The sequence below is a fragment of the Flavobacterium sp. N1994 genome, from assembly GCF_025947145.1.
Taxonomy (GTDB): Bacteria; Bacteroidota; Bacteroidia; order Flavobacteriales; family Flavobacteriaceae; genus Flavobacterium.
Map to the genome: position 1 here is coordinate 634,529 of NZ_CP109999.1, position 25,691 is coordinate 660,219.

At 35.1% G+C, this 25,691-nt stretch carries 20 protein-coding genes; 9 read left to right on the forward strand and 11 right to left on the reverse strand.

What is annotated here, in order from left to right:
- Positions 1-7: 7 nt before the first annotated feature.
- Positions 8-2,533, reverse strand: coding sequence for an ice-binding family protein (locus OLM53_RS02985; RefSeq protein ID WP_264521576.1), 2,526 nt, complete (start codon positions 2,531-2,533; stop codon positions 8-10).
- Positions 2,534-3,014: 481 nt separating this feature from the next.
- On the opposite strand from OLM53_RS02985, the gene OLM53_RS02990 reads away from it, so the two are divergent.
- The 5 genes from OLM53_RS02990 to OLM53_RS03010 all read left to right on the forward strand — a co-directional run bounded on the left by OLM53_RS02990 (position 3,015) and on the right by OLM53_RS03010 (position 8,284).
- Positions 3,015-4,925, forward strand: a complete 1,911-nt coding sequence (locus OLM53_RS02990) for an SPFH domain-containing protein (protein ID WP_264521577.1) — start codon at positions 3,015-3,017, stop codon at positions 4,923-4,925.
- Between the two features lie 88 nt (positions 4,926-5,013).
- Entirely contained in the window at positions 5,014-5,433 is a 420-nt protein-coding gene (locus tag OLM53_RS02995) for a hypothetical protein (RefSeq protein ID WP_264521578.1), read from the forward strand.
- 107 nt (positions 5,434-5,540) lie between these two features.
- Positions 5,541-5,861, forward strand: coding sequence for an ArsR/SmtB family transcription factor (locus OLM53_RS03000; RefSeq protein WP_264522412.1), 321 nt, complete (start codon positions 5,541-5,543; stop codon positions 5,859-5,861).
- Entirely contained in the window at positions 5,858-6,352 is a 495-nt protein-coding gene (locus OLM53_RS03005) for an SRPBCC family protein (RefSeq protein WP_264521579.1), read from the forward strand. The genes OLM53_RS03000 and OLM53_RS03005 overlap by 4 nt, the downstream gene beginning before the upstream one ends.
- Before the next feature lie 147 nt (positions 6,353-6,499).
- A complete protein-coding gene (locus tag OLM53_RS03010; protein ID WP_264521580.1) occupies positions 6,500-8,284 on the forward strand; it encodes an ABC transporter ATP-binding protein in 1,785 nt (594 codons plus the stop codon).
- Between the two features lie 19 nt (positions 8,285-8,303).
- Here OLM53_RS03010 and OLM53_RS03015 read toward each other — a convergent pair whose 3' ends face one another.
- A complete protein-coding gene (locus OLM53_RS03015; RefSeq protein ID WP_264521581.1) occupies positions 8,304-8,690 on the reverse strand; it encodes a hypothetical protein in 387 nt (128 codons plus the stop codon).
- A 142-nt stretch (positions 8,691-8,832) separates the two neighbouring features.
- On the opposite strand from OLM53_RS03015, the gene OLM53_RS03020 reads away from it, so the two are divergent.
- Positions 8,833-9,396 (forward strand): DUF4256 domain-containing protein, encoded by a 564-nt coding sequence (locus tag OLM53_RS03020; protein WP_264521582.1) that lies wholly within the window; start codon positions 8,833-8,835, stop codon positions 9,394-9,396.
- 82 nt (positions 9,397-9,478) lie between these two features.
- Here OLM53_RS03020 and OLM53_RS03025 read toward each other — a convergent pair whose 3' ends face one another.
- Together OLM53_RS03025 and OLM53_RS03030 are read right to left on the reverse strand one after the other, a co-directional pair.
- Positions 9,479-10,519 carry a PLP-dependent cysteine synthase family protein gene (locus OLM53_RS03025; RefSeq protein WP_264521583.1) on the reverse strand — a complete coding sequence of 347 codons (1,041 nt, stop codon included), beginning with the start codon at positions 10,517-10,519 and terminating at the stop codon, positions 9,479-9,481.
- Between the two features lie 79 nt (positions 10,520-10,598).
- Positions 10,599-12,662, reverse strand: coding sequence for a S9 family peptidase (locus tag OLM53_RS03030; protein WP_264521584.1), 2,064 nt, complete (start codon positions 12,660-12,662; stop codon positions 10,599-10,601).
- A 467-nt stretch (positions 12,663-13,129) separates the two neighbouring features.
- Here OLM53_RS03030 and OLM53_RS03035 point away from each other — a divergent pair, with 467 nt between their 5' ends.
- Positions 13,130-14,086 (forward strand): hypothetical protein, encoded by a 957-nt coding sequence (locus OLM53_RS03035; RefSeq protein WP_264521585.1) that lies wholly within the window; start codon positions 13,130-13,132, stop codon positions 14,084-14,086.
- 1 nt (position 14,087) lies between these two features.
- On the opposite strand, the gene OLM53_RS03040 is transcribed toward OLM53_RS03035, so the two are convergent.
- Complete coding sequence (locus tag OLM53_RS03040; RefSeq protein ID WP_264521586.1) at positions 14,088-15,113, reverse strand: threonine aldolase family protein; 1,026 nt, start codon at positions 15,111-15,113, stop codon at positions 14,088-14,090.
- A 69-nt stretch (positions 15,114-15,182) separates the two neighbouring features.
- Here OLM53_RS03040 and prfB point away from each other — a divergent pair.
- Together prfB and lpxD are read left to right on the forward strand one after the other, a co-directional pair.
- Positions 15,183-16,278 (forward strand): peptide chain release factor 2 gene (gene prfB, locus OLM53_RS03045; RefSeq protein ID WP_264521587.1). Its coding sequence is split into 2 segments (ribosomal slippage): positions 15,183-15,245 and positions 15,247-16,278, totalling 1,095 coding nucleotides; the frame shifts between segments, so codons are not numbered across the junction.
- Positions 16,279-16,350: 72 nt separating this feature from the next.
- The gene (lpxD, locus tag OLM53_RS03050; protein WP_264521588.1) at positions 16,351-17,346 is read left to right on the forward strand and encodes a UDP-3-O-(3-hydroxymyristoyl)glucosamine N-acyltransferase; all 996 of its coding nucleotides are present in this window, start codon (positions 16,351-16,353) and stop codon (positions 17,344-17,346) included.
- A gap of 203 nt (positions 17,347-17,549) precedes the next feature.
- On the opposite strand, the gene OLM53_RS03055 is transcribed toward lpxD, so the two are convergent.
- From OLM53_RS03055 to OLM53_RS03080, 6 genes are all read right to left on the reverse strand, one after another.
- A complete protein-coding gene (locus OLM53_RS03055; RefSeq protein ID WP_264521589.1) occupies positions 17,550-17,939 on the reverse strand; it encodes a carboxypeptidase-like regulatory domain-containing protein in 390 nt (129 codons plus the stop codon).
- A gap of 10 nt (positions 17,940-17,949) precedes the next feature.
- Positions 17,950-21,168, reverse strand: coding sequence for a TonB-dependent receptor (locus OLM53_RS03060; RefSeq protein ID WP_264521590.1), 3,219 nt, complete (start codon positions 21,166-21,168; stop codon positions 17,950-17,952).
- 206 nt (positions 21,169-21,374) lie between these two features.
- Positions 21,375-22,142: a dienelactone hydrolase family protein gene (locus tag OLM53_RS03065; protein ID WP_264521591.1), complete on the reverse strand. Its 768-nt coding sequence runs from the start codon at positions 22,140-22,142 to the stop codon at positions 21,375-21,377.
- 64 nt (positions 22,143-22,206) lie between these two features.
- Entirely contained in the window at positions 22,207-23,424 is a 1,218-nt protein-coding gene (locus OLM53_RS03070) for an OprO/OprP family phosphate-selective porin (protein WP_264521592.1), read from the reverse strand.
- Positions 23,425-23,547: 123 nt separating this feature from the next.
- Complete coding sequence (locus OLM53_RS03075; protein WP_264521593.1) at positions 23,548-24,876, reverse strand: inorganic phosphate transporter; 1,329 nt, start codon at positions 24,874-24,876, stop codon at positions 23,548-23,550.
- 21 nt (positions 24,877-24,897) lie between these two features.
- On the reverse strand, positions 24,898-25,539 hold the full coding sequence (locus tag OLM53_RS03080) for a DUF47 domain-containing protein (protein WP_264521594.1): 642 nt from the start codon (positions 25,537-25,539) through the stop codon (positions 24,898-24,900).
- Positions 25,540-25,691 lie beyond the last annotated feature (152 nt).

Here is a 25,691-nt window from a genome sequence, read left to right on the forward strand (position 1 = left end):
AGGTTTTTTATTTACTATATTTTTTAGTCACCGTTTCATTAGATTCAGAAGTTATTTTAACCAATATCACTTGATTGGAAAAATTACTATCTATCATAGTTACTGTATCATTTATATCTCTTTTTTCCAAAAGTAATTTGCCAAGTAAATCAAATACTTTTATATTTGACATTAGGATTTTACCTGTACTCACAACAAGTTGAGAATCTTTTCCATAAATTAATACATCATCGGAAGTAAGTGTAGAAGGAACAATTGATAAAGTATTTTGATAGATCAATTCAAAGCGATTATTAAATACACCTGCTGTTGTTGAAAAAGTATACGAATCAGTTTTAAGATTAGAAATAACGCCTGTAGTATTATCTCGTAAGAAAATAGCTTGACCCAAAGCAAAAAGCCCATCAAAATGATGTAATGAAATTGTATAGGTATTAGCAGTTCCTGTTTTAAATCCTAATGGCACTATGTCATTAGAAGTAAATGGTAAGGGTCTCCCTTGAATAGAAAATTCTTCACCAGCAATCATTGAGGTTAATGCTGTTTGACTATCGTTAAAAAATCTTCCATCAATAGCATTGTCAATACCAAGGGTAGCATTAGGCATATAAGCAATCAATAGCTCCCCAAAAAAACCACTAACAGATGTCATATCCAACCATAAACTACTTTTCTCATCAACAGTTCTTAAAAAAGCAACATTGACTGCTGACGCTCTCATCGAATTATCGAATCTAATATTTTGAGAGGTACTTTTAACTATAAAACCCTCACCTATTGGGATGATAACTCCTGGTGTTAAATGTTGTAAATCACCATCATTATTTGCCGTTCCTCCAGCTGTAGTATATACAGCATAAGAACTGTTATCGGCGTTATTGGTTTTTCTCCAATAATATAAAGGTTCGGTAAGATTGTTAGCCAAAATAAAGGCATTGGCATTAATACCAGATGGATAGGGATTTCCAACCGCATTATAGGTATTATCAACTACTTCAAGATCCACATTGCCATTGTTAGGTTGTCCATAAAAAGATCCGTTCCAAACAGTACCTGCAGAAGGATGATTATTGGGCATTCGAATTAAATTAGGTAAACCTATATTGAAAGTTGCTGTTGACAAAGAAGGTACCTGTTCAAAAAGATTTAATTCGGTATTATAATAATAAAACCGATTGCTTACGGTAAATGGTGAAAATAACTGCATTAACTGATTCTGTACTGGAGATGACCATAAAACATAGTCCAAACGTTTTAATAAAGAAGTGTCTCTTTTAACGGTAACTTTTCCCACAGTATCAAAACCTTCTAATTGTAACATATTAGCATCATTATTGAGAGTGAAAGTACTACCATTATTGATAACCAAAGATCCATTAATAGTAACTGTTTTTCCCGAAATTACTGTAACATTAGCATCGTTGTCAATTGTCAAAGTACAAGTTGAAAAATCTGCTGTAGAAGTAAAATTTCCTGATAGAACAACTGATTTTGAAGAAGAAGGTAATCCATTACTCCAACTACTACCATCCCAAGTGGTTGAATCTATTATAATTACAACAGAGGGGGAATTGGACGTTGTTGTCTCACATCCATTTTTTTGAATAACTGCTCTAAAATAAGTTGTACTATTCAAATGTCCAATTGTGCTACCCAATAAGATATCAAGTGTATTATTAATAACTATAGGTGCTGCAAAATTTGATGCATTGGATTTTTCCCATTTAGTAATTGTCCCTGAATAACCAGACAACACTAAATCTACTGGAGAAGTTTCTGAGCAGATGGCTTGATTAGAAGAAAGCGACCCTCCATTTGCAATTCCTAATTGTATCCCCTCTACATCAACCGTGGTTCCATATACTGCAATGGCTCCTGTTGTAGAGTACAATCTTCCATTAAGGTAACCTTGGTCTCCCATAGAAACCGCACCATTATTCGCAATCAATGTACCTTTCATTGTAGTGCCAGCAGCCATAGCTATAGCTCCATTGGCTATCCAAAAAACATTAGAAGGTTTAACGCCGTTCACCAAACTTATAGAAGTTGCCGCTGCAGTTGTAAAAGCACCTCCAATCTTAAAAATAAAAATTGCATTAGGATTTCCATCACCATCCAAAATAAGATTGCCTGCCACCGATCCAGCACCTCCGATGGCATAAATGCCCGGGTGAATAGTTTCACCACTACCAAAGGCTGGTGCATGTGATATATTAGTTGCAATGGTATTAAATAACTTGGTATAAGCCGATAGCAAATCTGTTGATGCTTGGTCAGTATTGGCATCAGGAAGATGGACACTCCCCATAACAACAGTTGGCATTTCAAAACCAGTAATCGCACCTACATTAGTTCCTATATCATCGTTAATAGATGATATCCCTGTATTCCCAATAGCTCCATTAATTGTGAATAAAGCATAGTGAGAAGCAGCACCAAAATCAGGTATACATTGCGCAAAAGAAATGCATCCAAAAGAAAGGAATAATAGAGTACAATTTGATTTGCAAAACAGCCAGTAAAAATTTTTCATGAGTTGGTTTGAGTTGCAGGTTAATTATTAGAGAACTACAACTAGGATTGGGGCTTTGTCATATCGTGTAAAACTAGACTAATCAACATCATATAAAATTTAAAAAATGGCTTTATAATTAAAGTTTAAAAAAAATAGCTTGCTAAAGGTATGCCTGATTGAATTGTAGCAATAAGATCGAACGACATTAATATAAGAAAAACAACACAATTACAATTAAAAAAATTAAAATCAATTATTTACTTAAAGGCTTTTTATTTTTTTGATTTTTAATTACTTATTTTTTTTATAAAAAATTCCTGAAAATTTTGTAACATTTGATAAACATCACCGTAAAATAACAGATTTTTATTCTAGAAAATATTCTAAAATAACGCTCATTAGCGACAACATCAATGAACTACAATTTGATACCTATTCGTTTTCCAATACTATCTAACCTAAAAATCACAATTTTATTTTTAATCTAATTCTAATAACAATGGATGGAATTTTATCTTATTGGTGGATAATCGTTTTAGTATTATCTATTATTCTTTACAAATTTGTTTTACGTGTATTCTTTGGAATGGTAATAGTTCCCGAAGATAAAATTGGTTTAGTAACCAAAAAATTCGTACTTTTCGGAGCCGACAAATCATTACCCGATGGACGAATCATTGCCACCAAAGGAGAAGCGGGGTATCAAGCGCAAACATTAGCTCCAGGACTATATTGGATGAAATGGATTTGGCAATATTCTATTGATATGACTTCCTTTACCATTATCCCAGAAGGAAAAATTGGACTGGTATTAAGTAAAGACGGAAAAGAAATCCCAACAGGACGAATATTAGCTCGTAAAGTCGATAGCGATAACTTTCAAGATGCTACTGCTTTCTTAAACAATGGAGGACAAAAAGGTCGTCAATCTGCCTTCATAACAACAGGTTCTTACCGTATTAATACCTTTCTTTTCGAAATTGTTGAAGTTGATCAGGTAAAAATCTATGAAAATATGATTGGTATCGTTACCGCTCTTGATGGGGAACCCATTCCTCAAGGACAAATTGCTGGGAAAAATGTAGAAGGACATAATAATTTTCAAGACTTTGACGCCTTTCTAGAAAAAGGAGGTAATCGTGGTTTACAACCTCAAGTGATGTTAGCTGGTTCTTATTACATCAACACATGGGCCATCCAAATCGAACAAAACCCAATGACCGATGTGCCCATTGGTTATGTTGGTGTAGTAATATCATACATTGGTGAAGATGGTCAAGACGTTACTGGTGATCAATTCAAACATGGTAATATTGTATCCAAAGGACAACGTGGTGTTTGGATGGAACCCCTAGGTCCAGGTAAATATGCTTTAAATAAATATACTACCAAATTGGAACCTGTTCCAACAACTAACCTAGTATTAAACTGGGCAGATGCTCGTAGCGAAGCCCATAATTTAGACAATAACTTATGTACCATTACGGTGCGTTCAAAAGATGGTTTCCCTTTCAATCTTGATGTATCTCAAATTATACATGTCCCTGCCAACGAAGCTCCTAAAGTAATAGCCCGTTTTGGTAGTATGACTAACCTAGTATCACAAGTGTTAGAACCAACAATTGGTAACTATTTCCGTAACTCAGCGCAAGAAAGCGATGTTATCTCTTTCTTGAGTACTCGTAAAGAACGTCAAGAATCGGCTAAAAATCATATCAAAGTGGTGCTAGACGAATACAATGTTAATGCTGTAGATACGCTAATTGGAGATATCGTTCCCCCCGATTCATTAATGAAAACCTTAACCGACAGAAAGATTGCCGAAGAAGAACAAAAAACTTATCAAACCCAAAGAATGGCTCAAGAGCAACGTCAGGGTATGGAAAAAGAAACGGCGATTGCGGATATGCAAAAAGAAATCGTTCGAGCTTCTCAAAGTGTTGAAATTGCGCAACGTACTGCCGACGCCACCGTTAAGAAAGCCGAAGGGGATGCTACTAGTTTAAAACTAAACGTAAACGCCGAAGCCGAAGCAACAAAAATGCGTGCCAATGCCGAAGCCGAAGCTACTAAAGCAAGAGCCGGTGCTCAAGCAGAAGCCACTAAATTAAATGCAAGTGCGGAAGCAGAAAAAATATCCAAAACTGGTTTAGCTGAAGCTGAGAAAATCATGGCTATCGGTAAATCAACAGCAGAAGCTTATGAATTGCAAGTATCCGCAATGGGTGGAGATAACTTTACCAAATACAAAATCACAGAAGAAATTGGTAAAGGCAACATCAAAGTAATTCCTGATGTACTAATCACCGGCAACAACGGATCAGAAGGTGGAATCAGTGGTTTACTAGGGATGAAACTAATGGAAATGATGGACACCAAAAAGGAAAACGAAACTCCTAAGAAAAAGTAATTTAGACTTTTTATCTAAACGCCAAGCAATGCTTGGCGTTTTTTTGTTACCATAATTTCATACCTTAGCTACTATCAAAATCATCATCATGAAATACCTAAGTTTTATCATAACCTTACTTGCAACGTTAACACTTTCAGCACAAGAAGTCAAACTAAAAAAAGAAATCATTTATGTGAGCGACACTCCTACTTTTAGTTTTACCAAAAAAGCCATGGGTAATGAATTGTGTGTCTACAAACTAAATACCAAAGAAGAAATAGTAACTGTGATTGTCGACAACAATAATACAGAAAGCAAAGTCGATGACAGCAAAAAAATAGTCTTTACCCAACAAAAGACTACTATAGAAAACAAAAACTTCCGTAGCCGAACCTATGAATTTCTCCTATCCTTACTGCTTGAAGAAAAAGTAATCGACCTTAAAGGTGAAATCAACCTCGATAACCTCATTCGCTTTAAAGCCAAGTATGATGAAAATAACGTTAATCATACTATGATGAGATAATTGCTCTTCAACCTTCAGTATCAAAAATATTTTCCAAAAAAATTTGCGCAACCAAATAATTGCATTTATATTTGCAACCATATAGTAGCAAATAAAACAAGATGGAAATTAGAAGAGACATTTTTCAAGCCATTGCCGACCCAACCAGAAGAGAAATAATCGCACTAATAGCAGTACAAGCTTTAACGCCCAATGCCATTGCCGATAATTTCCATACTTCGCGACAAGCGATTTCCAAACACCTTCGGGTGCTTACAGAATGTGAATTGGTAAGACAAGAACAACAAGGCCGAGAAATCTACTACTCCCTCCAAATCGAAAAAATGAAAGAAATCGATAGTTGGTTAACCCAATTCAGAAAAATTTGGGAAGACCGCTTCAATCAACTAGACCAAGTATTAGCAACCCTTAAAAAAGAAACCAAATGAGCAACAATTTACTATTCGACTTTACCTTTGATAAAGAAGAAAAAAAAGTATTCATCACCAAAGAATTTAACGCACCACTACAATTAGTTTGGGACGCCTTTACAAAACATGAAATCCTTGACCAATGGTGGGCCCCTAAACCATGGATTTCTAAAACTAAAGTTATGGATTTCATTGTTGGCGGACGCCGCTTTTACGCCATGGTAAGCCCTGAAGGACAGGAACATTGGTCGCTTCAACAGTTTACATCCATTTCTCCAAAAACAAATTTTAAATACTTGAATGCTTTTGCTGACAAAGACGAAAACCCTGAATTACCGGGTTCCGAATGGGATTTGAACTTCAGCGAACAAAACGGAATCACAAAAGTCAGTATTGTCATTTATAATGAATCGCGAGAACGTATGGAAAAAATGATCGAAATGGGCTTCCAAGGTGGATTCACCATGACACTAACCTATTTGGAAGAACTTTTAGCAACGTTATCTTAAGTATCATAAAAAAACTAACTCACAAATAAATAGAGGCGCATGCATTGCGTCTCTTTTTTTTATATCCTATTGACATTTTTTGTTTTTATTATAAACTGTTTCATCATTTAATTCCAACATATCCTATATTTTTGTAAAAAAAATACAATGGCCCGATTTCAAGAAAACGATTTGCCTAAAGCAAAAATCAACACCAACTCTCTAAATAAAGCAATCCAAATCTTTAAATATGCCGATCATCATAAATGGAAATTCTATGTAGGCTTGGTATTTCTTTTACTAACCGGAGCTACAGCCCTCGCCTTCCCCAAACTAATGGGAATGTTAGTAGATTGTGTCAAAAATAAGGACACACATTTAACCAATACCATAGCCTTAAGCTTAGTCGGCATCTTACTATTACAATCCTTCTTCTCCTTTTTTAGACTATCCCTATTCGTCAATTTCACCGAAAACACTTTAGCAAATCTTAGACTAGCCTTATACAGTAACCTGATTAAGCTACCCATGACTTTCTTCTCTCAAAAAAGAGTGGGCGAATTAAACAGCCGTATCAGTTCCGATATTACTCAAATTCAAGATACCCTAACTTCTACTATAGCCGAATTCTTAAGACAATTTATTTTAATCATTGGTGGCGTAATTCTATTAGCATCCGAAAGTTTTAAACTAACATTAATGATGTTGGCCGTAGTCCCATTAGTAGCAGTAGCCGCTGTAATCTTCGGAAGATTTATTCGTAAATTCTCTAAAAACGTACAAGACCAAGTAGCCGAAAGCCAAGTTATAGTAGAAGAAACATTACAAGGCATTAGCAACGTAAAAGCCTTCGCCAACGAATGGTACGAAATAGCCCGCTACAAAGGAAAAATAAATGAAATCGTAAAAATCGCTATCAAAGGCGGTCAATACCGTGGTTACTTTGCTTCCTTCATCATCTTCTGCTTATTCGGTTCTATCGTGGCCGTAGTTTGGTATGGAGTAACGCTTAGTATTCAAGGGGAAATGAGTGTAGGTCAATTAATATCATTTGTCCTTTATTCTACATTTGTCGGAGCTTCTTTTGGAGGGATAGCCGAATTGTATGCCCAAATCCAAAAAGCTGTCGGAGCTACAGAAAGAGTCTTTGAACTATTAGAAGAAACACCAGAAAAAATCAACGCAGGTCAAAAACAACCTATCGAAAAAATAAAAGGAAATGTTACTTTCAAAAACGTAGCCTTCTCCTACCCGTCTCGGAAAGAAATTCAAGTCTTAAAAGATGTTAGCTTTTCAGCTAATTTTGGACAAAAAATAGCCATTGTCGGACCAAGTGGCGCTGGTAAATCAACCATTTCAGCACTCTTACTTCGTTTTTATGATATTGATGGAGGCCAAATTTTAATCGATGACAAAAACATCTACGACTACGACCTAGAAAATCTTCGTGGCAACATGAGCATAGTGCCTCAAGATGTAATCCTCTTTGGAGGAAGCATTCGAGAAAATATTGCCTATGGAAAACCCGATGCTACAGAAGAAGAAATATTTAAAGCAGCCAAACAAGCCAACGCCTTAGAGTTTGTCAACGGTTTTCCAGAAAAATTTGATACTTTAGTTGGAGAAAGAGGCATTAAACTCTCAGGTGGACAACGCCAACGTATTGCTATAGCGCGAGCCTTATTAAAAAATCCAAGTATTTTAATCTTAGATGAAGCCACTTCTTCTCTAGATAGCGAAAGTGAAAAATTAGTGCAAGAAGCCCTAGAAACTTTAATGAAAGGACGAACAAGTATAATCATTGCCCATCGTTTAGCCACCATTAGAAATGCAGATGCGATATTAGTCCTAAATGAAGGCGCTATAACCGAACAAGGAACTCACAAAGAACTATTAGCCATAGACAACGGAATATATAAAAACCTAAGCAACCTTCAGTTTTCCAATAGCTAACAAGAAGTAGGTAGAGATGTCATATAGGATGGATCAACCCATCCGCGAAGAGTGTTGGAGAATACGCGAAGAGTGTTGAAGCATCTTGCAAGAGTGTTGGAGCATCCGCAAAGAGTGTTGAAGCATCCGCGAAGAGTGTTGGAGCATCCGCGAAGAGTGTTGAAGCATCCTGCAAGAGTGTTGAAGCATACACGAAGAGTGTTGGAGCATCCGCGAAGAGTGTTGGAGCATACACGAAGAGTGTTGGAGCATCCGCGAAGAGTGTTGGAGCATCCGCGAAGAGTGTTGAAGCATCCTGCAAGAGTGTTGAAGCATACACGAAGAGTGTTGGAGCATCCGCGAAGAGTGTTGGAGCATACACGAAGAGTGTTGGAGCATCCGCGAAGAGTGTTCGACCATCCTGCAAAAGTGTAAAATTCCCTGTCTTTCCCGCAAAGGCGGGAATCCAAAATATTAACCAAATACAACAAAGTAATGAACCTTGCTGCAAGAGTATTATAAAACGGGAAAAGTAAAATCGACAAACAAATCAAAATAATACACTGACAATGGAAACTAAAAAAGAGTTGTCACCAGAACAACAAACGGAACTCCTAAGTATTTTAAAAACTCGCTTCGAAAAAAATACCCACCGTCATAAAGATATTGATTGGAACAAAATTCAAATAAAGTTAGAAGCTAATCCTGCCAAACTTTGGTCGCTACATCAAATGGAAACAACAGGTGGTGAACCTGATGTCATAGCCTATAACAAAACCACTGAGGAATACATTTTCTTCGATTGCGCACCAGAAAGTCCAAAAGGCAGAAGAAGCCTTTGCTATGATCGTGAAGCTCTAGACTCAAGAAAAGAATTCAAACCAGAAAGCAATGTCATCGATGTTGCAAACAATATGGGAATTGAACTCCTAACAGAAGAACAATACCGACAATTACAACAACTAGGCAACTTCGATACCAAAACATCCAGCTGGATAAAAACACCAGACAGGATAAGAAAACTAGGAGGCGCCCTATTCGCTGATTTCCGCTACGATACTATATTCATTTACCACAACGGAGCCTCCTCCTACTATGCCGTAAGAGGATTTCGTGGTGCTTTAAAAGTCTAAATCGAACCATTTATAAAAACAAAAAACTCCAAATTACTTTGGAGTTTTTTAATATCTTGAAAATAATTATTCTATCGAACAACTACTTAATAAATTCTACTTTCTGTGCTTCTTCAGCATTCACACTGTCAAAGAAACCTTGTTCATTCATCCAGTCATCACTAAACACTTTACTCATATAACGAGAACCATGATCTGGGAAAATGGCAATCACATTACTATTTTCATCAAATTCTCCTTCTTCAGAATATTGCTTAATGGCCTGCATAACAGCCCCAGAAGTATATCCTACAAACAATCCTTCTTTTTTAGCAATTTCTCTAGTAGTATGAGCACTCTCCTCATCCGTTACTTTCATGAAATGATCAATCAAATCAAAATCGGTAGCCGTTGGAATTAAGTTTTTACCCAAACCTTCAATTCTGTAAGGATAAATTTCATCAGCATCAAACTCTTTAGTTTCATGGTATTTCTTCAACACCGAACCAAAAGCATCTACTCCTAAAATTCTAATATTCGGATTCTTTTCTTTCAAATATTTAGCCGCTCCAGAAATAGTTCCTCCTGTCCCACTACAAGCAATCAAATGAGTAATCTTTCCATTCGTTTGTTCCCAAATTTCAGGACCAGTTGATTTGTAGTGAGCATCAATATTCAATTGGTTAAAATACTGATTAATATAGATAGAACCTTTTGTTTCTTCATGCAAACGCTTGGCTACATTGTAATAAGAACGATCATCATCTGCAGAAACATGGGCTGGACAAACATATACCTTAGCCCCTAAACTGCGTAGCATGTCAATTTTATCTTTAGAAGATTTTGAACTAACTGCCAAAATACAATTATATCCTTTGATAATACTTACCATTGCCAAACTAAAACCAGTATTTCCAGAGGTAGTTTCAATGATAGTATCTCCTGGAGAAAGAATTCCTTGTTTTTCTGCCTCTTCTATAATATATACAGCAATTCTGTCTTTGGTGGAGTGGCCTGGGTTGAAGGCTTCAACCTTAGCATAAAAATTTCCTGGTAAAGATTCGGTGATTTTGTTAAGTCTAATTAATGGAGTATTCCCTATTAGTCCTAAAACATTATCGTGAGCTTTTATATCTTCTTTCATAAATAAATTAGTCAAGCAATATTTAGAAGTCAACAAATAGATACTTCCAAACTTTGCAAATTTAATAAAATATTTTTAACTATTTTTTTATTCCTTCTAAATCTAATAAAAAACTGTACTCTTTGGCGATTTCTTTAAGCGCTTCAAACCTTCCCGAAGCACCTCCATGTCCTGCCTCCATGTTGGTATCCAAATATAACTGATTATTATCGGTTTTCAAAATGCGTAATTTTGCCACCCACTTGGCTGGTTCCCAATACTGTACCTGAGAATCATGCAAACCTGTTGAAATATATAAGTTTGGATAGTCTTGTGCAACAACATTGTCATAAGGGGAATACGATAGCATATAATTATAATATTTTTTTACATTAGGATTACCCCATTCGTCATATTCTCCTGTAGTTAATGGTATAGTTTCATCTAACATAGTAGTTACAACATCAACAAAAGGCACTTGGGCAACGACCCCATTATACAAATTTGGTGCCATATTTAATATAGCTCCCATCAAAAGACCTCCAGCTGAGCCCCCTTCGGCATATAAATGTTGTACTGAAGTATAGTTTTCATCAATTAAAAATTGAGAACAATCAATAAAATCAGTAAACGTATTTTTTTTCTTTAACAATTTTCCATCTTCATACCAGGCTCTTCCTAAATCTTCTCCACCACGAACATGAGCAATAGCATAAATAAATCCTCTGTCTAATAATGATAGTCTAACTGATGAAAAATGACAATCCATCGTAACCCCGTATGAACCATAGGCGTACAATAAGAGTGGATTCTTACCATTTGGTTTAATTTCTTTTCGATAAACCAAAGATATTGGCACTTTCGTCCCATCACTAGCAGTTGCCCAAAGACGTTCTTCTTTATAATTGTTTTTATCAAATGTACCTCCCAATACTTCCTGTTCTTTCAATATTGTTTTTTCTTTCGTTTTCATATTAAAATCGATAACCGAAGCTGGTGTTGCAAGAGATTGAAAACCATAACGCAAAATTTCTGTATCAAAATCAAGATTAGTGGTAGTATAAGCCATATAGGTTTCGCTGTCAAAAGGCAAATAATAGGCTCCTTTCCCACTCCATGGCATTATTCGGATGGCATTCAATCCGTTGAACCGTTCCGAAACCACTAAATAGTCTTTAAAAATATCTATATCTTCTAATAAAACATCTTCTCTATGCGGAATAACATCAACCCAATGCTCTTTAGAAGTAGCATTCTCAGGCGTTTTCATTAGTTTAAAATTAGTGGCTTTGTCCTTGTTGGTGACAATATAAAAATAGTCTCCAAAATGCGACATCGAGTATTCTAAACCACGCGTTCTTTTTTGAAACACTTTAAACTTATCATCTGGTGTTGCCGACAAAAGTATTTGGTATTCAGTTGTTAACGTACTACCAGAAGTAATAATCAAATATTTCTTTGATTTTGATTTGTATACCGAAACATCAAAGGTCTCATCTTTTTCAAAATAAACTAACGTATCTTCAGAAGCATTTGTACCAACTTTATGCTTATAAATTTTATCAGCACGTAAAGTTTGTTCATCTTTTCTGGAATAAAAAAGGGTTTTGTTATCGCTTGCCCAAGTGGCTCCTCCAGTAGTGTTTTCTATCTTTATTGGCAGAATGTCTCCTGTTACTAAATTCTTGATTTGAATAGTATATTGTCTTCTCGAAACAGTATCTATTCCAAAACTTGCCCAATTATTATCTTCACTAATACTTAATCCAGCTAAATTAAAATAGGTATGTCCCTTTGCCATTTCATTACAATCAAAAAGAATTTCTTCTTTAGCTTCCAAACTTCCTTTTTTTCGGGAATGAATTGGATAATCTTTTCCTTTTTCAAAGCGAGTTATATAGAAATACCCATTATAAAAATAAGGAACCGACTCATCGTCTTCCTTGATGCGGGCTTTCATTTCTTCAAATAAATCTTGTTGAAAAGTTGCCGTATGTGCTGTAGCTTGCTGGTAATACTCGTTTTCCTGATGGAGATAATCAATTACTTCGGGATTTTCTCTTTGGTTTAACCAATAATAATTATCGGTACGGATATGCCCATGTTTTTCCATTGCATGAGGAATGATTTTGGCTTTTGGAGGAAGTATTTTAGTTTTCGGCATGAAAATATGTATTATTAAATACAAAAATAACTATTCTGCAGGCTACCTTATGTCATTTAACACTAAGTTATGCACTTAAAAATTAACAAAGCTCTGCCCGTTTTATTAATTGGAAAGCAATAGAGAATCGAAATAACAATGCATTTCATTCCTAACCGGACTCTTACTGGGGCTATCATCGTGATAACTGCAATATAAACCCTTAGTATTACTATAACAAGTCTAATGAAAACATCATTTTCATTAGACTTGTATTAGACTTGTATTAGACTTGTATTAGACTTGTTACGAACTTAATTTAAACAAAGCCCAAATTTATTACTAGTAAAATTTGGCATTTGTCAATTAAAATTTAAAAGTCGAATGGATATAGTTAAAATTAACTAAAATAGATTTGAGAGTAGGATTTATAAAAAGAATTATATTTTTGAAATGAAGAATCATACAAATCTATTTCTCTATAACTTATGACTAAAAAATCAAAACTATTCTTTTTGCTATTGCTTCTTACTTTTTACTGCGGTAATGGTCAAAATCAATTAGCTAAAAAAGGTACAATTATTTTAGCAGACAATCTAAAAATAGCTTTCAATAATTTGAGATTAATCAATGGTAAATTTGCTTTTAGCGATGTAGCTTCAGGCACTGAAAAAGAGCTTGCTATTAAAGAAATTAAATATGTAGAAGATGATAAAATGTCAAGGATTTTTACCAATAAAACCGTTGAAACCGCTGATGATGTAAAAAAAGCTAATGAGGATAGACAACATGCTGTTGAAGAAAAAGAAAAAATGGAAATGAATGAAAAACTCCGAATAATGCGTGAAGAAGCTGGTTCGTTGAAACTTCGTCGCAATGGCATATACATAACAAAAGAAGATTTTATAAAGGAAAGAATCAGCTCGTCAGATGAAGTAGTTGCTAAAGGTATGTATGGATTTGAAAAACCAGTTCTGACTAAGATTGAAGACAATTGTTTTTTTTATTATAAAGCTACTGATGAAAAGATAAAAGACGTCTTTGCCATTTGTTATAAAGGACATCTTTACTTTCAGATTAGGGCTATTTTAGAAAACCGAAATAAAACCGACAGGGCACAAACAAACGAATTTCCGAATAGTTTTACACGGGTTTTAAGCGGTGGTCAGAATTATTATTATCTCGAGGCCTCTTTAGCAAATCAATGGGCACAAGGTTTTGCTTATGGAGGAGTGGGTGGTGCAACTGGTGGAGCACTAGCAAACACCATGATAAATGGCAAAGGGGTTGTTTGGGATGTTAAAAATCAAGAGTTTAACATCTTTAAAAATTGCAATGATTATAACGAATTCATTAAAGATAAGTATCCTGATGGTGTTCAAAAATGTGAAAGACAACAACCCGACATTCTCGAGGTAAGAAAAGCAATAGAGAAAATTAAATAACCTAAAACGTCATTTTATCAATAGCTTCCAAAACATATTCATGCATCACTTGTTTATAATCTAAATGAGTTACCATACGGAGTTTTCCTTTGGCTAACAAGCTAATAGCAATGCCTTTTTGCTTCAATTTTTCAATAACTAATTGGTCTTGAATATGAGGTTGTGCCGAAAAAACAACAATATTCGTTTCTACGGGTTCAACAACGGAAACCCAAGAACATTGAGACAACTGTTTTCCCAGTTCTTTGGCTCTTCTATGGTCCTCTTCTAGTCTATTGATATTATTCTGCAAAGCATAAATTCCGGCAGCAGCTAAATACCCTGATTGTCTCATGTTTCCGCCAAATATTTTACGAATACGAAGTGCTCTATGCATAGTCTCGCCATCAGCAAGTAAAACCGAACCAATGGGTGCCCCTAATCCTTTAGAAAAGCAAACAGAAATGGTATCAAATAATTCCCCAAACTGTTTAGGGTGTTGTTTTTTAGCAATCATAGCATTCCACAAACGAGCACCATCTAAATGGTATTTCAAATTATGGTCAACGCAAACTTGTTTTATTTTTTGTAATTCTTCTATTTCGTAACAAGCACCTCCTCCTTTGTTGGTAGTGTTTTCAATACCCACCATTTTTGACATTGGCGTATGATAAAACTCGGGGTCATTTATACCTTCTTTAACTTGTTCCGCAGTTATCATCCCTCTGCTCCCATCTAACAAATTGAAATTTACACCGCTATTGGAAGAAGCTCCTCCCGATTCATACAAGTGGATATGCGACCATTTATCACAAATAATTTGGTCTCCCGGATTAGTATTTAATTTAATTGCCGTTTGATTTGCCATCGTTCCGGTGGGAAAAAAAAGCGCTGCTTCTTTGCCAAACAACTCGGCTACCATTTTTTCAAAGGCATTCACAGTGGGGTCTTGTTTAAACACATCATCCCCTACTTTGGCATTGAACATAGCTTGCAACATTTCTGCTGATGGTTTAGTTACCGTATCACTGATTAAATTAATTTCCATAAATATTTTTTTATATACCTAGTATTCGGGATTTGTCCCTATTTTTGCGATTACAAAACTACATTATTTATGACAAATACCGAACAAATAAAAGGTATTGTAGAGCGCCTTGGTGCGTTGAGGAGGTATCTTTGACATTGATGCCAAGCTTATAGAAATTACCAACGAAGAAGAAAAGACCTTCGCTCCCGACTTTTGGAACAATCCAAAACAAGCAGAACTTATTGTTCAAAACTTGCGCTCAAAGAAAAAATGGGTGGAAGATTTTGAGAAAGGCAATGCTATGGCGGAAGAGCTTCAAATTATTTACGAATTTTTCAAAGAAGGCGATGCTTCAGAAGAAGAACTCGACTCGCATTATGAACTCACCAATACCCATATTGAAAATCTAGAATTTAGAAACATGCTTTCTGATGAAGGAGACAGTTTAAGTGCTGTACTTCAGATTACGGCTGGTGCTGGAGGAACAGAAAGTTGCGATTGGGCCTCTATGCTGATGCGTATGTACATGATGTGGGGCGAAAAAGAAGGTTATAAAATCAAAGAATTGAACTTTCAAGAAGGTGAAGTTGCAGGTATTAAAACGGTGACTTTAGAGTTTGAAGGAGAGTATTCTTTTGGTTATCTCAAAGGGGAAAATGGAGTACATCGTTTGGTGCGAATTTCACCTTTTGATAGTAATGCTAAACGCCATACCTCCTTTGCATCTGTTTATGTTTATCCTTTGGTAGATGACAGTATTGAAATTGACATCAACCCAGCCGATATTGAAATCACGACTTCACGTTCCAGTGGTGCAGGTGGACAGAATGTAAACAAAGTAGAAACCAAAGTCCAATTGGTACACAAACCTACTGGAATTCAGATTCAGTGTTCGGAAACACGTTCACAACAAGACAATCGCCAACGGGCTATGCAAATGCTTCGTTCCCAATTGTACGAAATTGAATTAAAAAAACAACAAGCACAACGTAAAGATATAGAAGCTGGTAAAATGAAAATTGAGTGGGGTTCCCAAATTCGGAACTACGTGATGCAACCCTACAAACTCGTAAAAGATGTACGAACAGGCTATGAGACTAGCGATGTAGATGGAGTTATGAATGGGAATATTGATAAATTTTTAAAAGCTTATTTGATGATGATGGGTCAAAAAGAAGAATAGTTTTGACTTTCTTTTTAGGAAATTTAAATTCAAATTCCTTTATTTGCTTCCTATCCTAACCAAACCTTTAAAATGACTTCATACTCCATTCAGGAAATCAACGATGTTTTGCATGGCGAAATTGTTGGTTCAACATCTTGCCAAATCACAGCACCAGAACAATTAGAAATTGCAGCCGAAACCGAAATTTCCTTTATTGGCAATAAAAAATATGAAAAGTTTTGGGCAGATTCTAAAGCCTGTGTAGCAGTAGTAAATCAAGATATTGCTATAGAACCAGGCGAAAATCGTGCATTTATTAAAGTAAAAAATGCTGATTTGGCGATGTCGCAAGTGCTAGAACTCTTTGCTCCTGCTGCTCCTGTTTTTTCAGTAGATATTCATCCCACAGCTGTAATTGATGATTCTGTTTCGATTGGAAATGGAGTTCGGATTGGTGCTGGAAGTTATATTGGGCCTAATGTCACCATTGGTGAAAATGTTACTATATATCCTAATGTTACTATTCTTGATGAATGCAGCATTGGTAAAAATACCACTATTTGGTCAGGTGCCGTAGTAAGAGAACGTTGTCATATTGGTGCGTATTGCATCTTACATCCCAATTGTACCATTGGTGCAGACGGTTTTGGATTCCGACCTTGTGCTGAAAGAGGCTTGGTAAAAATTCCTCAAATCGGGAATGTAATCATTGGAAATGGTGTTGAAATTGGCGCTAACTCTTGTGTAGACAGAGGAAAATTCAGTTCTACTGTACTGGGTGATGGATGCAAAATAGATAATCTAGTTCAAATTGGACACAATTCAAAGCTTGGAAAGTTTTGTATTATGGCTGGTAATTCAGGTTTAGCTGGTTCTGTAACTTTAGGAAACGGAGTTATCATTGGCGGAAGCGCTTCTATAAAAGATCATACTACAATTGGAGACAGAGCTATTGTTGGAGCTGGTTCAGGCGTAGCGGGTGATGTTGAAGCCGGAAAAACAGTATTAGGGTATCCAGCTATTGATGCTCGTGATGCGCTAAAACAATGGGCTATTTTAAAAAGATTAGTAAGAGACTCAAAATAAATGTGAATGAAAATAAAGAATTAAAAATAATTCACAATTCATCATTTACCATTCACAATTAAGTCCTATATTTGCAACGAGGATTCCGAAAGGAAGTTACACCTCACCGCAATAGTCGATCGCTCCAGATCGACTTTTGTATTTTATACAAAAAGGGTACAACTTATAACAGTCATACCCTTTTTAGAAACAAACATCTTTATTTATTGAGAAGTGAGTGTTGCATCATTGGTTGATGTTTCCTTATCAACACTAACATCCTTTCTGTATACAATTATATCTTTAACCATATCATTATCGCCTAAGACTAATTGAATCCCTGATTTTTTGTAATCGTCAATTTCTTTTCCGGTAACCAAAATTCTATAGGGACCTCCAACATCTAAATTATCTAAACTAAATCTTCCTTTCTTATCCGTTGTAGTATCAAAACTAGCATTAGTTGGCAAATGAATAATCTTTATTGTAGCATTGGCAATGGGTAATTCGCCATCGGTTACTTTACCATTTAATGTTGCTGAAGTGATTTGAGCTGAAACCACTGTAGATAAAAACATAAAAAATACGATGATAACTGGTTTTAATTTTTTCATTTTATGGGTATTAGAATGAATATCTTACTCCAAATTGCGCTTGGAATCTTGAAGCAAATTGATCAACAACATAAGGTGCTGAAGTTGGTTTACTAAAGGAATAGATTGGGTCACCATTAGCACTTAAATTTCCTGTTTTAGTTAATCCAATACTTGCTGTTGAATTGAACGTATTGGGAACAAAATAACTTCTTCCCCAATCTTTATTGATTAAGTTACCAACGTTGATAATACTAATTGAAAATTGGATTGTATGAACATTATCTTTTTTATCTGATATTCTAAATTCATCCATAATTCTCATATCAGTTTGGATGTTCCATGGAGTGAAATCACCATTTCTTTCGGTAAACTTTCCTCTTCTACTACTCAAATAATCATTGTTATTGATAAAATCTTCGTAATCGGCAACCTGTTGTGCAGCAGTAGCCGAAGGAACTCCAGCAGCATTTACACCAATATATTGAGCCGCTTGTGTAGCGTCTTTAAAGATATAAGCCAAACCTGCAGCTTGTCCAGTTCCTGCTATTGTAGAATTTACAAATCCCCAAGTGAATGGATTTCCAGATTGTGCATTGAAGAAAACATTAGCTGATAATGTATTATTTTTAGTTAGATTAACAGCATATCCTAGATTAGCAACAATTCTGTGTTTGATATCAAAATTAGAGGTGGCCAATTGAGGGTTATTAGGACTTAAAGATTGATTCAATTGGAAGTTACTTTCCATCGAATTTCTAATTCCGTTACTAATGTCTTTGGCTTGTCCATAAGTATAAGCAGCCATAAAGTTTAATCCAAAATCATAAGTCTTAGAAACCATTTCTGTTAAACTATAACGGTATCCTTGATTGGTATTAGACAACATATAAGCATTAGAAAAAGCGGGATTGATGTTAGCGGAATAAATTGGCATTTCGTGATTAACATCGTAGGAGAAGTAAGTAGGATTATCAGTTTTGTTCACTTGTTGGAACATCAAATCTTGAATTACTTTTGTATAAATTCCTTCAAACGATAATTTGTATCCTTTAATAGTATAATCAACTGCCAATGAATTTCTCCAGATTTGTGGCATTTTAAACTTATTGTCAATTAAATCAGCCTGAATTTTTGGAGAAGCATCATGATATCCGTTCAATCCTCCTGCGGCTAATGGGTCTCCGTTGGCAGCAACTTGGGCCGCTGTTAAATTGTTTCTATCAAAACTAGCATAACCTACACCATCATTGTAATAAGCATATCCTAACCACGCAAAAGGAATTCTTCCAGTAAATACCCCTGAACCTCCTCTAAGTACAATGGATTTATCTTCTTTTACGTTATAGGTAAATCCAAATCTTGGTGAAAGAGAAGCGGAAGTAAAGAAGTTATTTTTGATATCACTTAAATGAGTGTATTCATATGTAGTACCATAATTTGGATCATTAGGTGACGTTTGTACTTGAGAGCTTAAATTTGGTTTATTAGGTAAATCTGTATAATCAACTCTTAAACCCACTGCCACTTTCAATTTGTTTCCAATTTTAATTTCGTCTTGTATGTAACCACTGTACATGTTTACATTAAATTTTGCGTAAGGATTATTGAAAATCTCGTCTCTTGTTGAACCATCAAAAGGATATGTTCCTCTTACACGTGATGGTGTTCCTGCATAGAAATCAGCCAAAGTTTTATAAGAAACTCGTCCGTTTAAGGCATTTACAAATCCATAATTGATATCATAAAGCTCATTGTGTGTTCCAAATAATAAGGTATGATTACCCACTTTATAAGTCAAATTATCGGTAATTTCAGTAGTGTTCTGTTTCATGTTGAAAACGGTAGCTTCTCTATCATTTCCTAAAAATATGGTACCACCATTATATCCAATTTCAACTTGTGGAAACATGATATTTCCTGATGTTGGCTCACGATAATCCTTAATACTCGAATACCCTGCTATAAAAGAGTTTGACCATCTGCTATTAAAGTGACTTTTGAATTCAAGTACTGTGCTAATAGCGGTGTTTTTTTGTATAAAATTCAAACTAGCAAAACGGAAGTTTTTATTGTCTCTTTCTAAGTTGGAAGCTTCTCCAAAAACACTATTATTTCTTATCGATAGCGAATGTTTGTTGTTTATTTTCCAATCAATTTTATTAAAAAACTTTCTACTCATCGAATAGTTGTCATAACTATTGTATGAACCAACATCAAAACCATATTTCGTTTGTACAAAGTTAGTGATGGTTTGAGCAACTGTATTATCAATTAATGAAGTAACATTTCCATTTGCATCTGTATCGCCTGAGTTATAGAATAACGGATCTATTCTTTTAGTGTATTCAACATTAGTGAAGAAAAACACTTTGTCTTTCACTATTGGTAATCCCAATCTGAAACCTAATTGGTAATCTTCGAATGAGTTTGGCATTTTTGAACCATCTCCTGCATTGTTTTTGCCAGTGATAGCCGCATTTCTTCCATAGCTATAAACTGATCCTGAGATTTTGTTAGTACCACTTCTAGTAACAGCATTTACACTTCCTCCAAGAAAATTTCCTAATTTCACATCATAAGGAGCGATATAAACTTGAACGTCTTGAATAGCATCTAAACTTATAGAATTAGTTCGGGTGCTACTTCCTGGCATTCCTGAAGTTCCAGATTGTCCACCTAAGGAAGGGCTAAATCCAATAGCATCATTATTTATAGAACCATCAATAGTAACATTATTATATCTGAAGTTAGTACCAGCAAAGGAGTTATTGGCACTTTGAGGAACAAGTTTAGTTACATCTTGTATACCTCTGTTTATGTTAGGCAACCCATTGATAACAGCTTGGGTAATATTGGTACCACCATTTCTGCTAGACCCTTTTTTCCCAACCACTGTTACCTCTTGCAATGCATTAACATTTTTTTCAATTTCGATAGCGTGCAAGTCATTATCACCTAATGATAATTGAATTTGAGAATTGGTATAATCTTGAAAGCCCATACTTTTTACCACAATTTTGTACGGACCTCCAACATTTAGATTGTCTAAACTAAATCTTCCTTGTTTATTGGTTGTTGTTTCATAAGTAGCATTGGTTGGCAAATGAATTAGCGATACATTTGCTTCAGCTACAGGGGCATTTTGACTAGAGATACTTCCCGTTAATGATGAAGTTGTAATTTGTCCTTTTGCTATACTAACTAGCAACAAAAAAAAGATAACCGATAATGATTTAAATCTTAACATAAAGTTTGTTTTAATTTTGAGGCAAAGGAACAACCGCTAAATTAAGTTGATGTTATCGGTTCATTACTATTAGATTTCCTTTGTATTAAATTTATGTTAAGAGAATTGCTGACAGGGTTTAAGTTTATCGTTTTCAACAGTTTTCTAAAAAAATAAAGCCCAAAACTTATGTAGGTTTTGGGCTTTATTTTAAAAGTGATAATTTATTATAAAACTTCTTTTAAGAAAGTAAGCATAGCTTCCCAAGAACGCTTCTCTGCTTTTTCATTATAGGCGGCTCCTTTTGAATTATCATTTCCTGCATTTTTGTCGGTAAAAGAATGAACAGCATTAGCATAATAAACCATTTGCCAATCGGCTTTTGCGGTTCTCATTTCGGTTTGAAACTTCTCGATTTCTTCTTTTGATTCATATGGATCATCGGCACCATGAAGTACAAGTACTTTTGGAGTAATGGCATCAATTGTTCTAGTTTCATCACGACCTAAACCTCCATGAAAAGATACAATCCCTTTTACTTTCATGTTCGTTCTAGCACATTCTATTGCCCCTGTTCCACCAAAGCAATAACCCATCACTACAATATCGTCTGGATTAGCTCCTTGTTTAATCAATTGGTCATATGCTAGTTGAATTCTAGTTTGATATTCCTTTATATTTTTCTTAAAATAACCTGCTTTCTTTCCTGCTTCAGAATAATCTTTAGGTCTTTGATCTACACCATATATATCAGCTACAAAAGTAGTGTAGCCCATAGCAGCCAATCGATTAGCACTGTCTTTGGCATGATCATCAATTCCCATCCAAGCAGGAAGAATTAGTATACCTGGTTTATTTTTTAATGATTTAGAAGGGGCAACGCTGATACCACTTAGCACTTGATTACCATCTTTATATTCCACTGTTTTAGATTGTGAAAAAACGGAAGTCGTACTTTGCATTATCAGAGCCAACAAGAGTAATTTAGTTTTCATATTTTTTTCAATTTTAGAATATCAAATTTAGGAAATCAAAAATGAAACAATTGTTAATTGTCAATTAAATTCCGATTTCAACCTGAAAGCGCAGATACCAGTTATTTTTAGTTTCACCATTATCGAATTTCAATTTGTCAAATGTCAATTCGCTTTGCAGTTTAAATGTGTGTTCCCAAATATATTTGGTAACACCAAGACTATATTCATTGGTATTTGGAGTCAATGCTTTTATATCATCACCCGCTTTTTGTGTCGAAAACCTTCCAGTTATTTCATAATTGGAGCGAAGAATATAACTTAGTTGGTAATCAAAGCCGCTTCCAACATAAACATAATTAGTTATAGTTGTGTCGTCCGGATTTTCGGTTATGGCATTTTCATTGGTGGTTCTCGACATATAACTCATCATAGCTGCCCAACCTCGGTATTTAAACATTGCATCAAGCAAAACCGATTTTATGGTTCTGGTTTCATACAAATCGCTTCCCGTTTCTCCCATGGTTCTTCTGGCATGGTTATTTTGCTGAAAGGCTCCTGAAAGCAATAATTTTGGTTTCTTCTCGCGTTGAATATCGCCTTCAAAATAGATTCCGTCTTTGGCAAAAGAACCAAACGGCATTAGCTCAATTTTTCCTGTGATAGCCACACCATCATCGGCTTTACCGGTTTGATTTCGACCTTCTCCTCCCGAAAGTGCGGTTTTGAAGTTATACGAGAATTTATCTGGCGATTCATTTAAATTATGTACCTGAAAACCAAAATCTCTGTCAATGCCAAATCTGGCATTATTGATTGTTCTGTCCGTCAACTGTAATGCTCCGGATGAATTTACAGTTTGCCTTGTTCCTGGTAATTTGGTTTGTCCAAATGCCAGGCTCCAGTGTTTGTTTGGTCTGTAATAAACTACCGCATCGCGTATTACATTTAAATTTTGCCCCTCTTTGGTTACACCAACATCACCGGGCGCAAATGATAATTGCAAGGCAAACAGAATTTTTGGATTGACAACAAAACCATCAAAACGCAAACGCAAACGACGCACTTGTCCGTCATAACCTCCATTTTCATCTTCGTTTTTGATGTAGGTTATTCTGTTTTGCATTCTAAATCGAATGTTCAACTGAAATAAGCTATCCGGAGTGGTTAAGCCTATTCCTTTTTTATAACTGTAATAAGGCGAAGTAGATAATTTAAGGTCGTTGTATTTATTAGTCGTAATGACTTGGGAATACATCGATACTGAAGTTAGTAAGACAATCAGTAGTAGTGCTTTTTTCATATTGTAGTGTTGTTTGTGTTGCGATTTACAATTAATTGATGTTTAGCAAATGATTTCTTAACCTATAAGAACTGCTTATAAAAAAAGCCAACAGTACAGTTGGCTTTTCGGTATATGAAATTTTTATAAAAATAATCTAAGTAAATAATAAACCATAGCTGCTAAAAGAGCTGAGACTGGAATGGTTAATACCCAAGCCCAAAGAAGTTTAACAGTAACGCCCCATCTAACGGCCGAAACTCTTTTGGTTACTCCAACCCCAATAATAGATCCTGTAATAGTATGTGTTGTTGATACCGGTATTTTAAAATGTTCAGTTGTAAACAAAGTTAATGCACCTGCAGATTCTGCTACTACGCCTTCAAAAGCAGTTACTTTAGTAATTTTAGACCCCATTGTTTTAACGATTTTCCAACCGCCACTCAATGTTCCTAAAGCAATAACTGTGTAACAGGTTAACGGAATCCAGCCCGGCATATGTGCTTTAATTCCTTTATCGTCATCTGGTAAAATTACATTTAAATCTAACCAACCTGTTGACATATTTACGTGTGGATTTATTCTTAAATAAACGGCAACTGCTGCTGCTATAATTCCCATTACTTTTTGAGAATCATTTCCACCGTGTCCTAAACTGAATGCTGCTGATGAAAGCAACTGCATTCTTTTTAAAACTTTTTCGGCTTTAGCCGTAGAAAAGCTACTGAAGAATAAATTAAAAATTGCCAGACTATAAAATATAATTCCAACCAAAAACCATTTAATATTGGATGGTTCACTTACGAAATACCAAAATGGGCTATTAAATAAATATTTTTTTGTTGGGTCTGCCTCGATATCAAATTTTAAAACACTTGATAAAAACCAGGCAACCAAAAACATCAATACAACAGTGAGTATTTTTGGGTAAATATTTTTCTTGGAGGAATACATAAGCCATAAGGAAATGAAATAAGATATTAACATTCCCAACAACGGTGCAAAAACAATAAAAGCAATAACGACGAACACGCCCGATGGCAATAACTCGCCTTCTTTAGCTGCTTTGTACCAGTTAACAATCTTAAATCCAAAATGCTCCGGATCGGTAACTCCACGAAAACCGTGAGCAATAGCTGCTCCTGCAAAACCACCAATAAGTGTGTGTGAAGATGATGATGGAATTCCTTTCCACCAGGTAAATAAATTCCAGATAATTGCCGCAATGATTCCGGCTAAGATTACAACCAAGTCAATACTCGCACTATTGGCTGTTTTAGCAACCGTATCGGCAACTCCAAATCCAAAAACCCAATAGGCTAAGAAGTTAAAGAAAGCAGCCCAAAGTACAGCCTGAAAAGGTGTTAATACCTTAGTGGCAACAATAGTCGCAATCGAGTTAGCAGCGTCATGAAAACCATTGATATAATCAAATATCAGGGCAAGGACAATAATTACAATTAGTAATGTCATAATTTCCTAATTGATTATAATTTATGAATGTTTAACAGAGATTTGCTCCATTACATTCGATACACTTTTACATTTATCAGAGGCCATTTCCAAAGCAGAAAGCACTTCTTTGTATTTGATAACGTTTTTAGCGTCAGTTTCGTTTTCAAAGATATCAGCAACTGCTTTATCAAATACAGAATCTGCTTTACTCTCTAACTTATTGATTTTTTTGCAGGTATCTTTAATGTTCTTGTGATTCATCACTTTCAATTCTTTGATTCCAAGACCAATTAATTGACAAGCTTCCAAATTAATTTCGGTTAACTTACGAATAGATTTAGTGATTTTTTCAATTTGATACAAACGCATTCTACTAGCTGCACCGTGCATATTATCAGCCACGTTATCAATCGCTTTTATTAAAGAGTGAATGTCCTCACGGTCAAATGGAGTGATAAAGTTTCGGCTTAATTCTAAGTGTGTTTTATGGGTAATTTCTTCGATGACAGCTTCAAGTTCTTCAACTTTTCTGTAATATTCTTCTCTTTCTGATTTTGGAGCATTTACTGCTTCGTGCAATGTTTCAGCTAGTAAAATTAAATTAGTTGAAGCTTGTTCAAATAGAGGAAAAAACTTTTTATCCTTCGGAACTAAAAACTGGAAAATAGTATTTAAAGACATTTTAATTTCATTTTAATGGTACAAATGTATTCTTCTAATGTTAAGAGAATATTAACAAATTAAAAAAGCTTTCCAAAACTTATAGGATAAAATCAAATATACTACTTTATGTTATTGAAAACGTTTTCGTATTTTAGCACTCAATCAAAACA

Coding starts and splice junctions, on each gene's coding strand:
- OLM53_RS02985 (WP_264521576.1), bottom strand. CDS start 2,533: ATGAAAAATTTTTACTGGCTGTTTTGCAAATCAAATTGTACTCTATTA.
- OLM53_RS02990 (WP_264521577.1), top strand. CDS start 3,015: ATGGATGGAATTTTATCTTATTGGTGGATAATCGTTTTAGTATTATCT.
- OLM53_RS02995 (WP_264521578.1), top strand. CDS start 5,014: ATGAAATACCTAAGTTTTATCATAACCTTACTTGCAACGTTAACACTT.
- OLM53_RS03005 (WP_264521579.1), top strand. CDS start 5,858: ATGAGCAACAATTTACTATTCGACTTTACCTTTGATAAAGAAGAAAAA.
- OLM53_RS03010 (WP_264521580.1), top strand. CDS start 6,500: ATGGCCCGATTTCAAGAAAACGATTTGCCTAAAGCAAAAATCAACACC.
- OLM53_RS03020 (WP_264521582.1), top strand. CDS start 8,833: ATGGAAACTAAAAAAGAGTTGTCACCAGAACAACAAACGGAACTCCTA.
- OLM53_RS03025 (WP_264521583.1), bottom strand. CDS start 10,519: ATGAAAGAAGATATAAAAGCTCACGATAATGTTTTAGGACTAATAGGG.
- OLM53_RS03030 (WP_264521584.1), bottom strand. CDS start 12,662: ATGCCGAAAACTAAAATACTTCCTCCAAAAGCCAAAATCATTCCTCAT.
- OLM53_RS03035 (WP_264521585.1), top strand. CDS start 13,130: ATGACTAAAAAATCAAAACTATTCTTTTTGCTATTGCTTCTTACTTTT.
- OLM53_RS03040 (WP_264521586.1), bottom strand. CDS start 15,113: ATGGAAATTAATTTAATCAGTGATACGGTAACTAAACCATCAGCAGAA.
- lpxD (WP_264521588.1), top strand. CDS start 16,351: ATGACTTCATACTCCATTCAGGAAATCAACGATGTTTTGCATGGCGAA.
- OLM53_RS03055 (WP_264521589.1), bottom strand. CDS start 17,939: ATGAAAAAATTAAAACCAGTTATCATCGTATTTTTTATGTTTTTATCT.
- OLM53_RS03060 (WP_264521590.1), bottom strand. CDS start 21,168: ATGTTAAGATTTAAATCATTATCGGTTATCTTTTTTTTGTTGCTAGTT.
- OLM53_RS03065 (WP_264521591.1), bottom strand. CDS start 22,142: ATGAAAACTAAATTACTCTTGTTGGCTCTGATAATGCAAAGTACGACT.
- OLM53_RS03070 (WP_264521592.1), bottom strand. CDS start 23,424: ATGAAAAAAGCACTACTACTGATTGTCTTACTAACTTCAGTATCGATG.
- OLM53_RS03075 (WP_264521593.1), bottom strand. CDS start 24,876: ATGACATTACTAATTGTAATTATTGTCCTTGCCCTGATATTTGATTAT.
- OLM53_RS03080 (WP_264521594.1), bottom strand. CDS start 25,539: ATGTCTTTAAATACTATTTTCCAGTTTTTAGTTCCGAAGGATAAAAAG.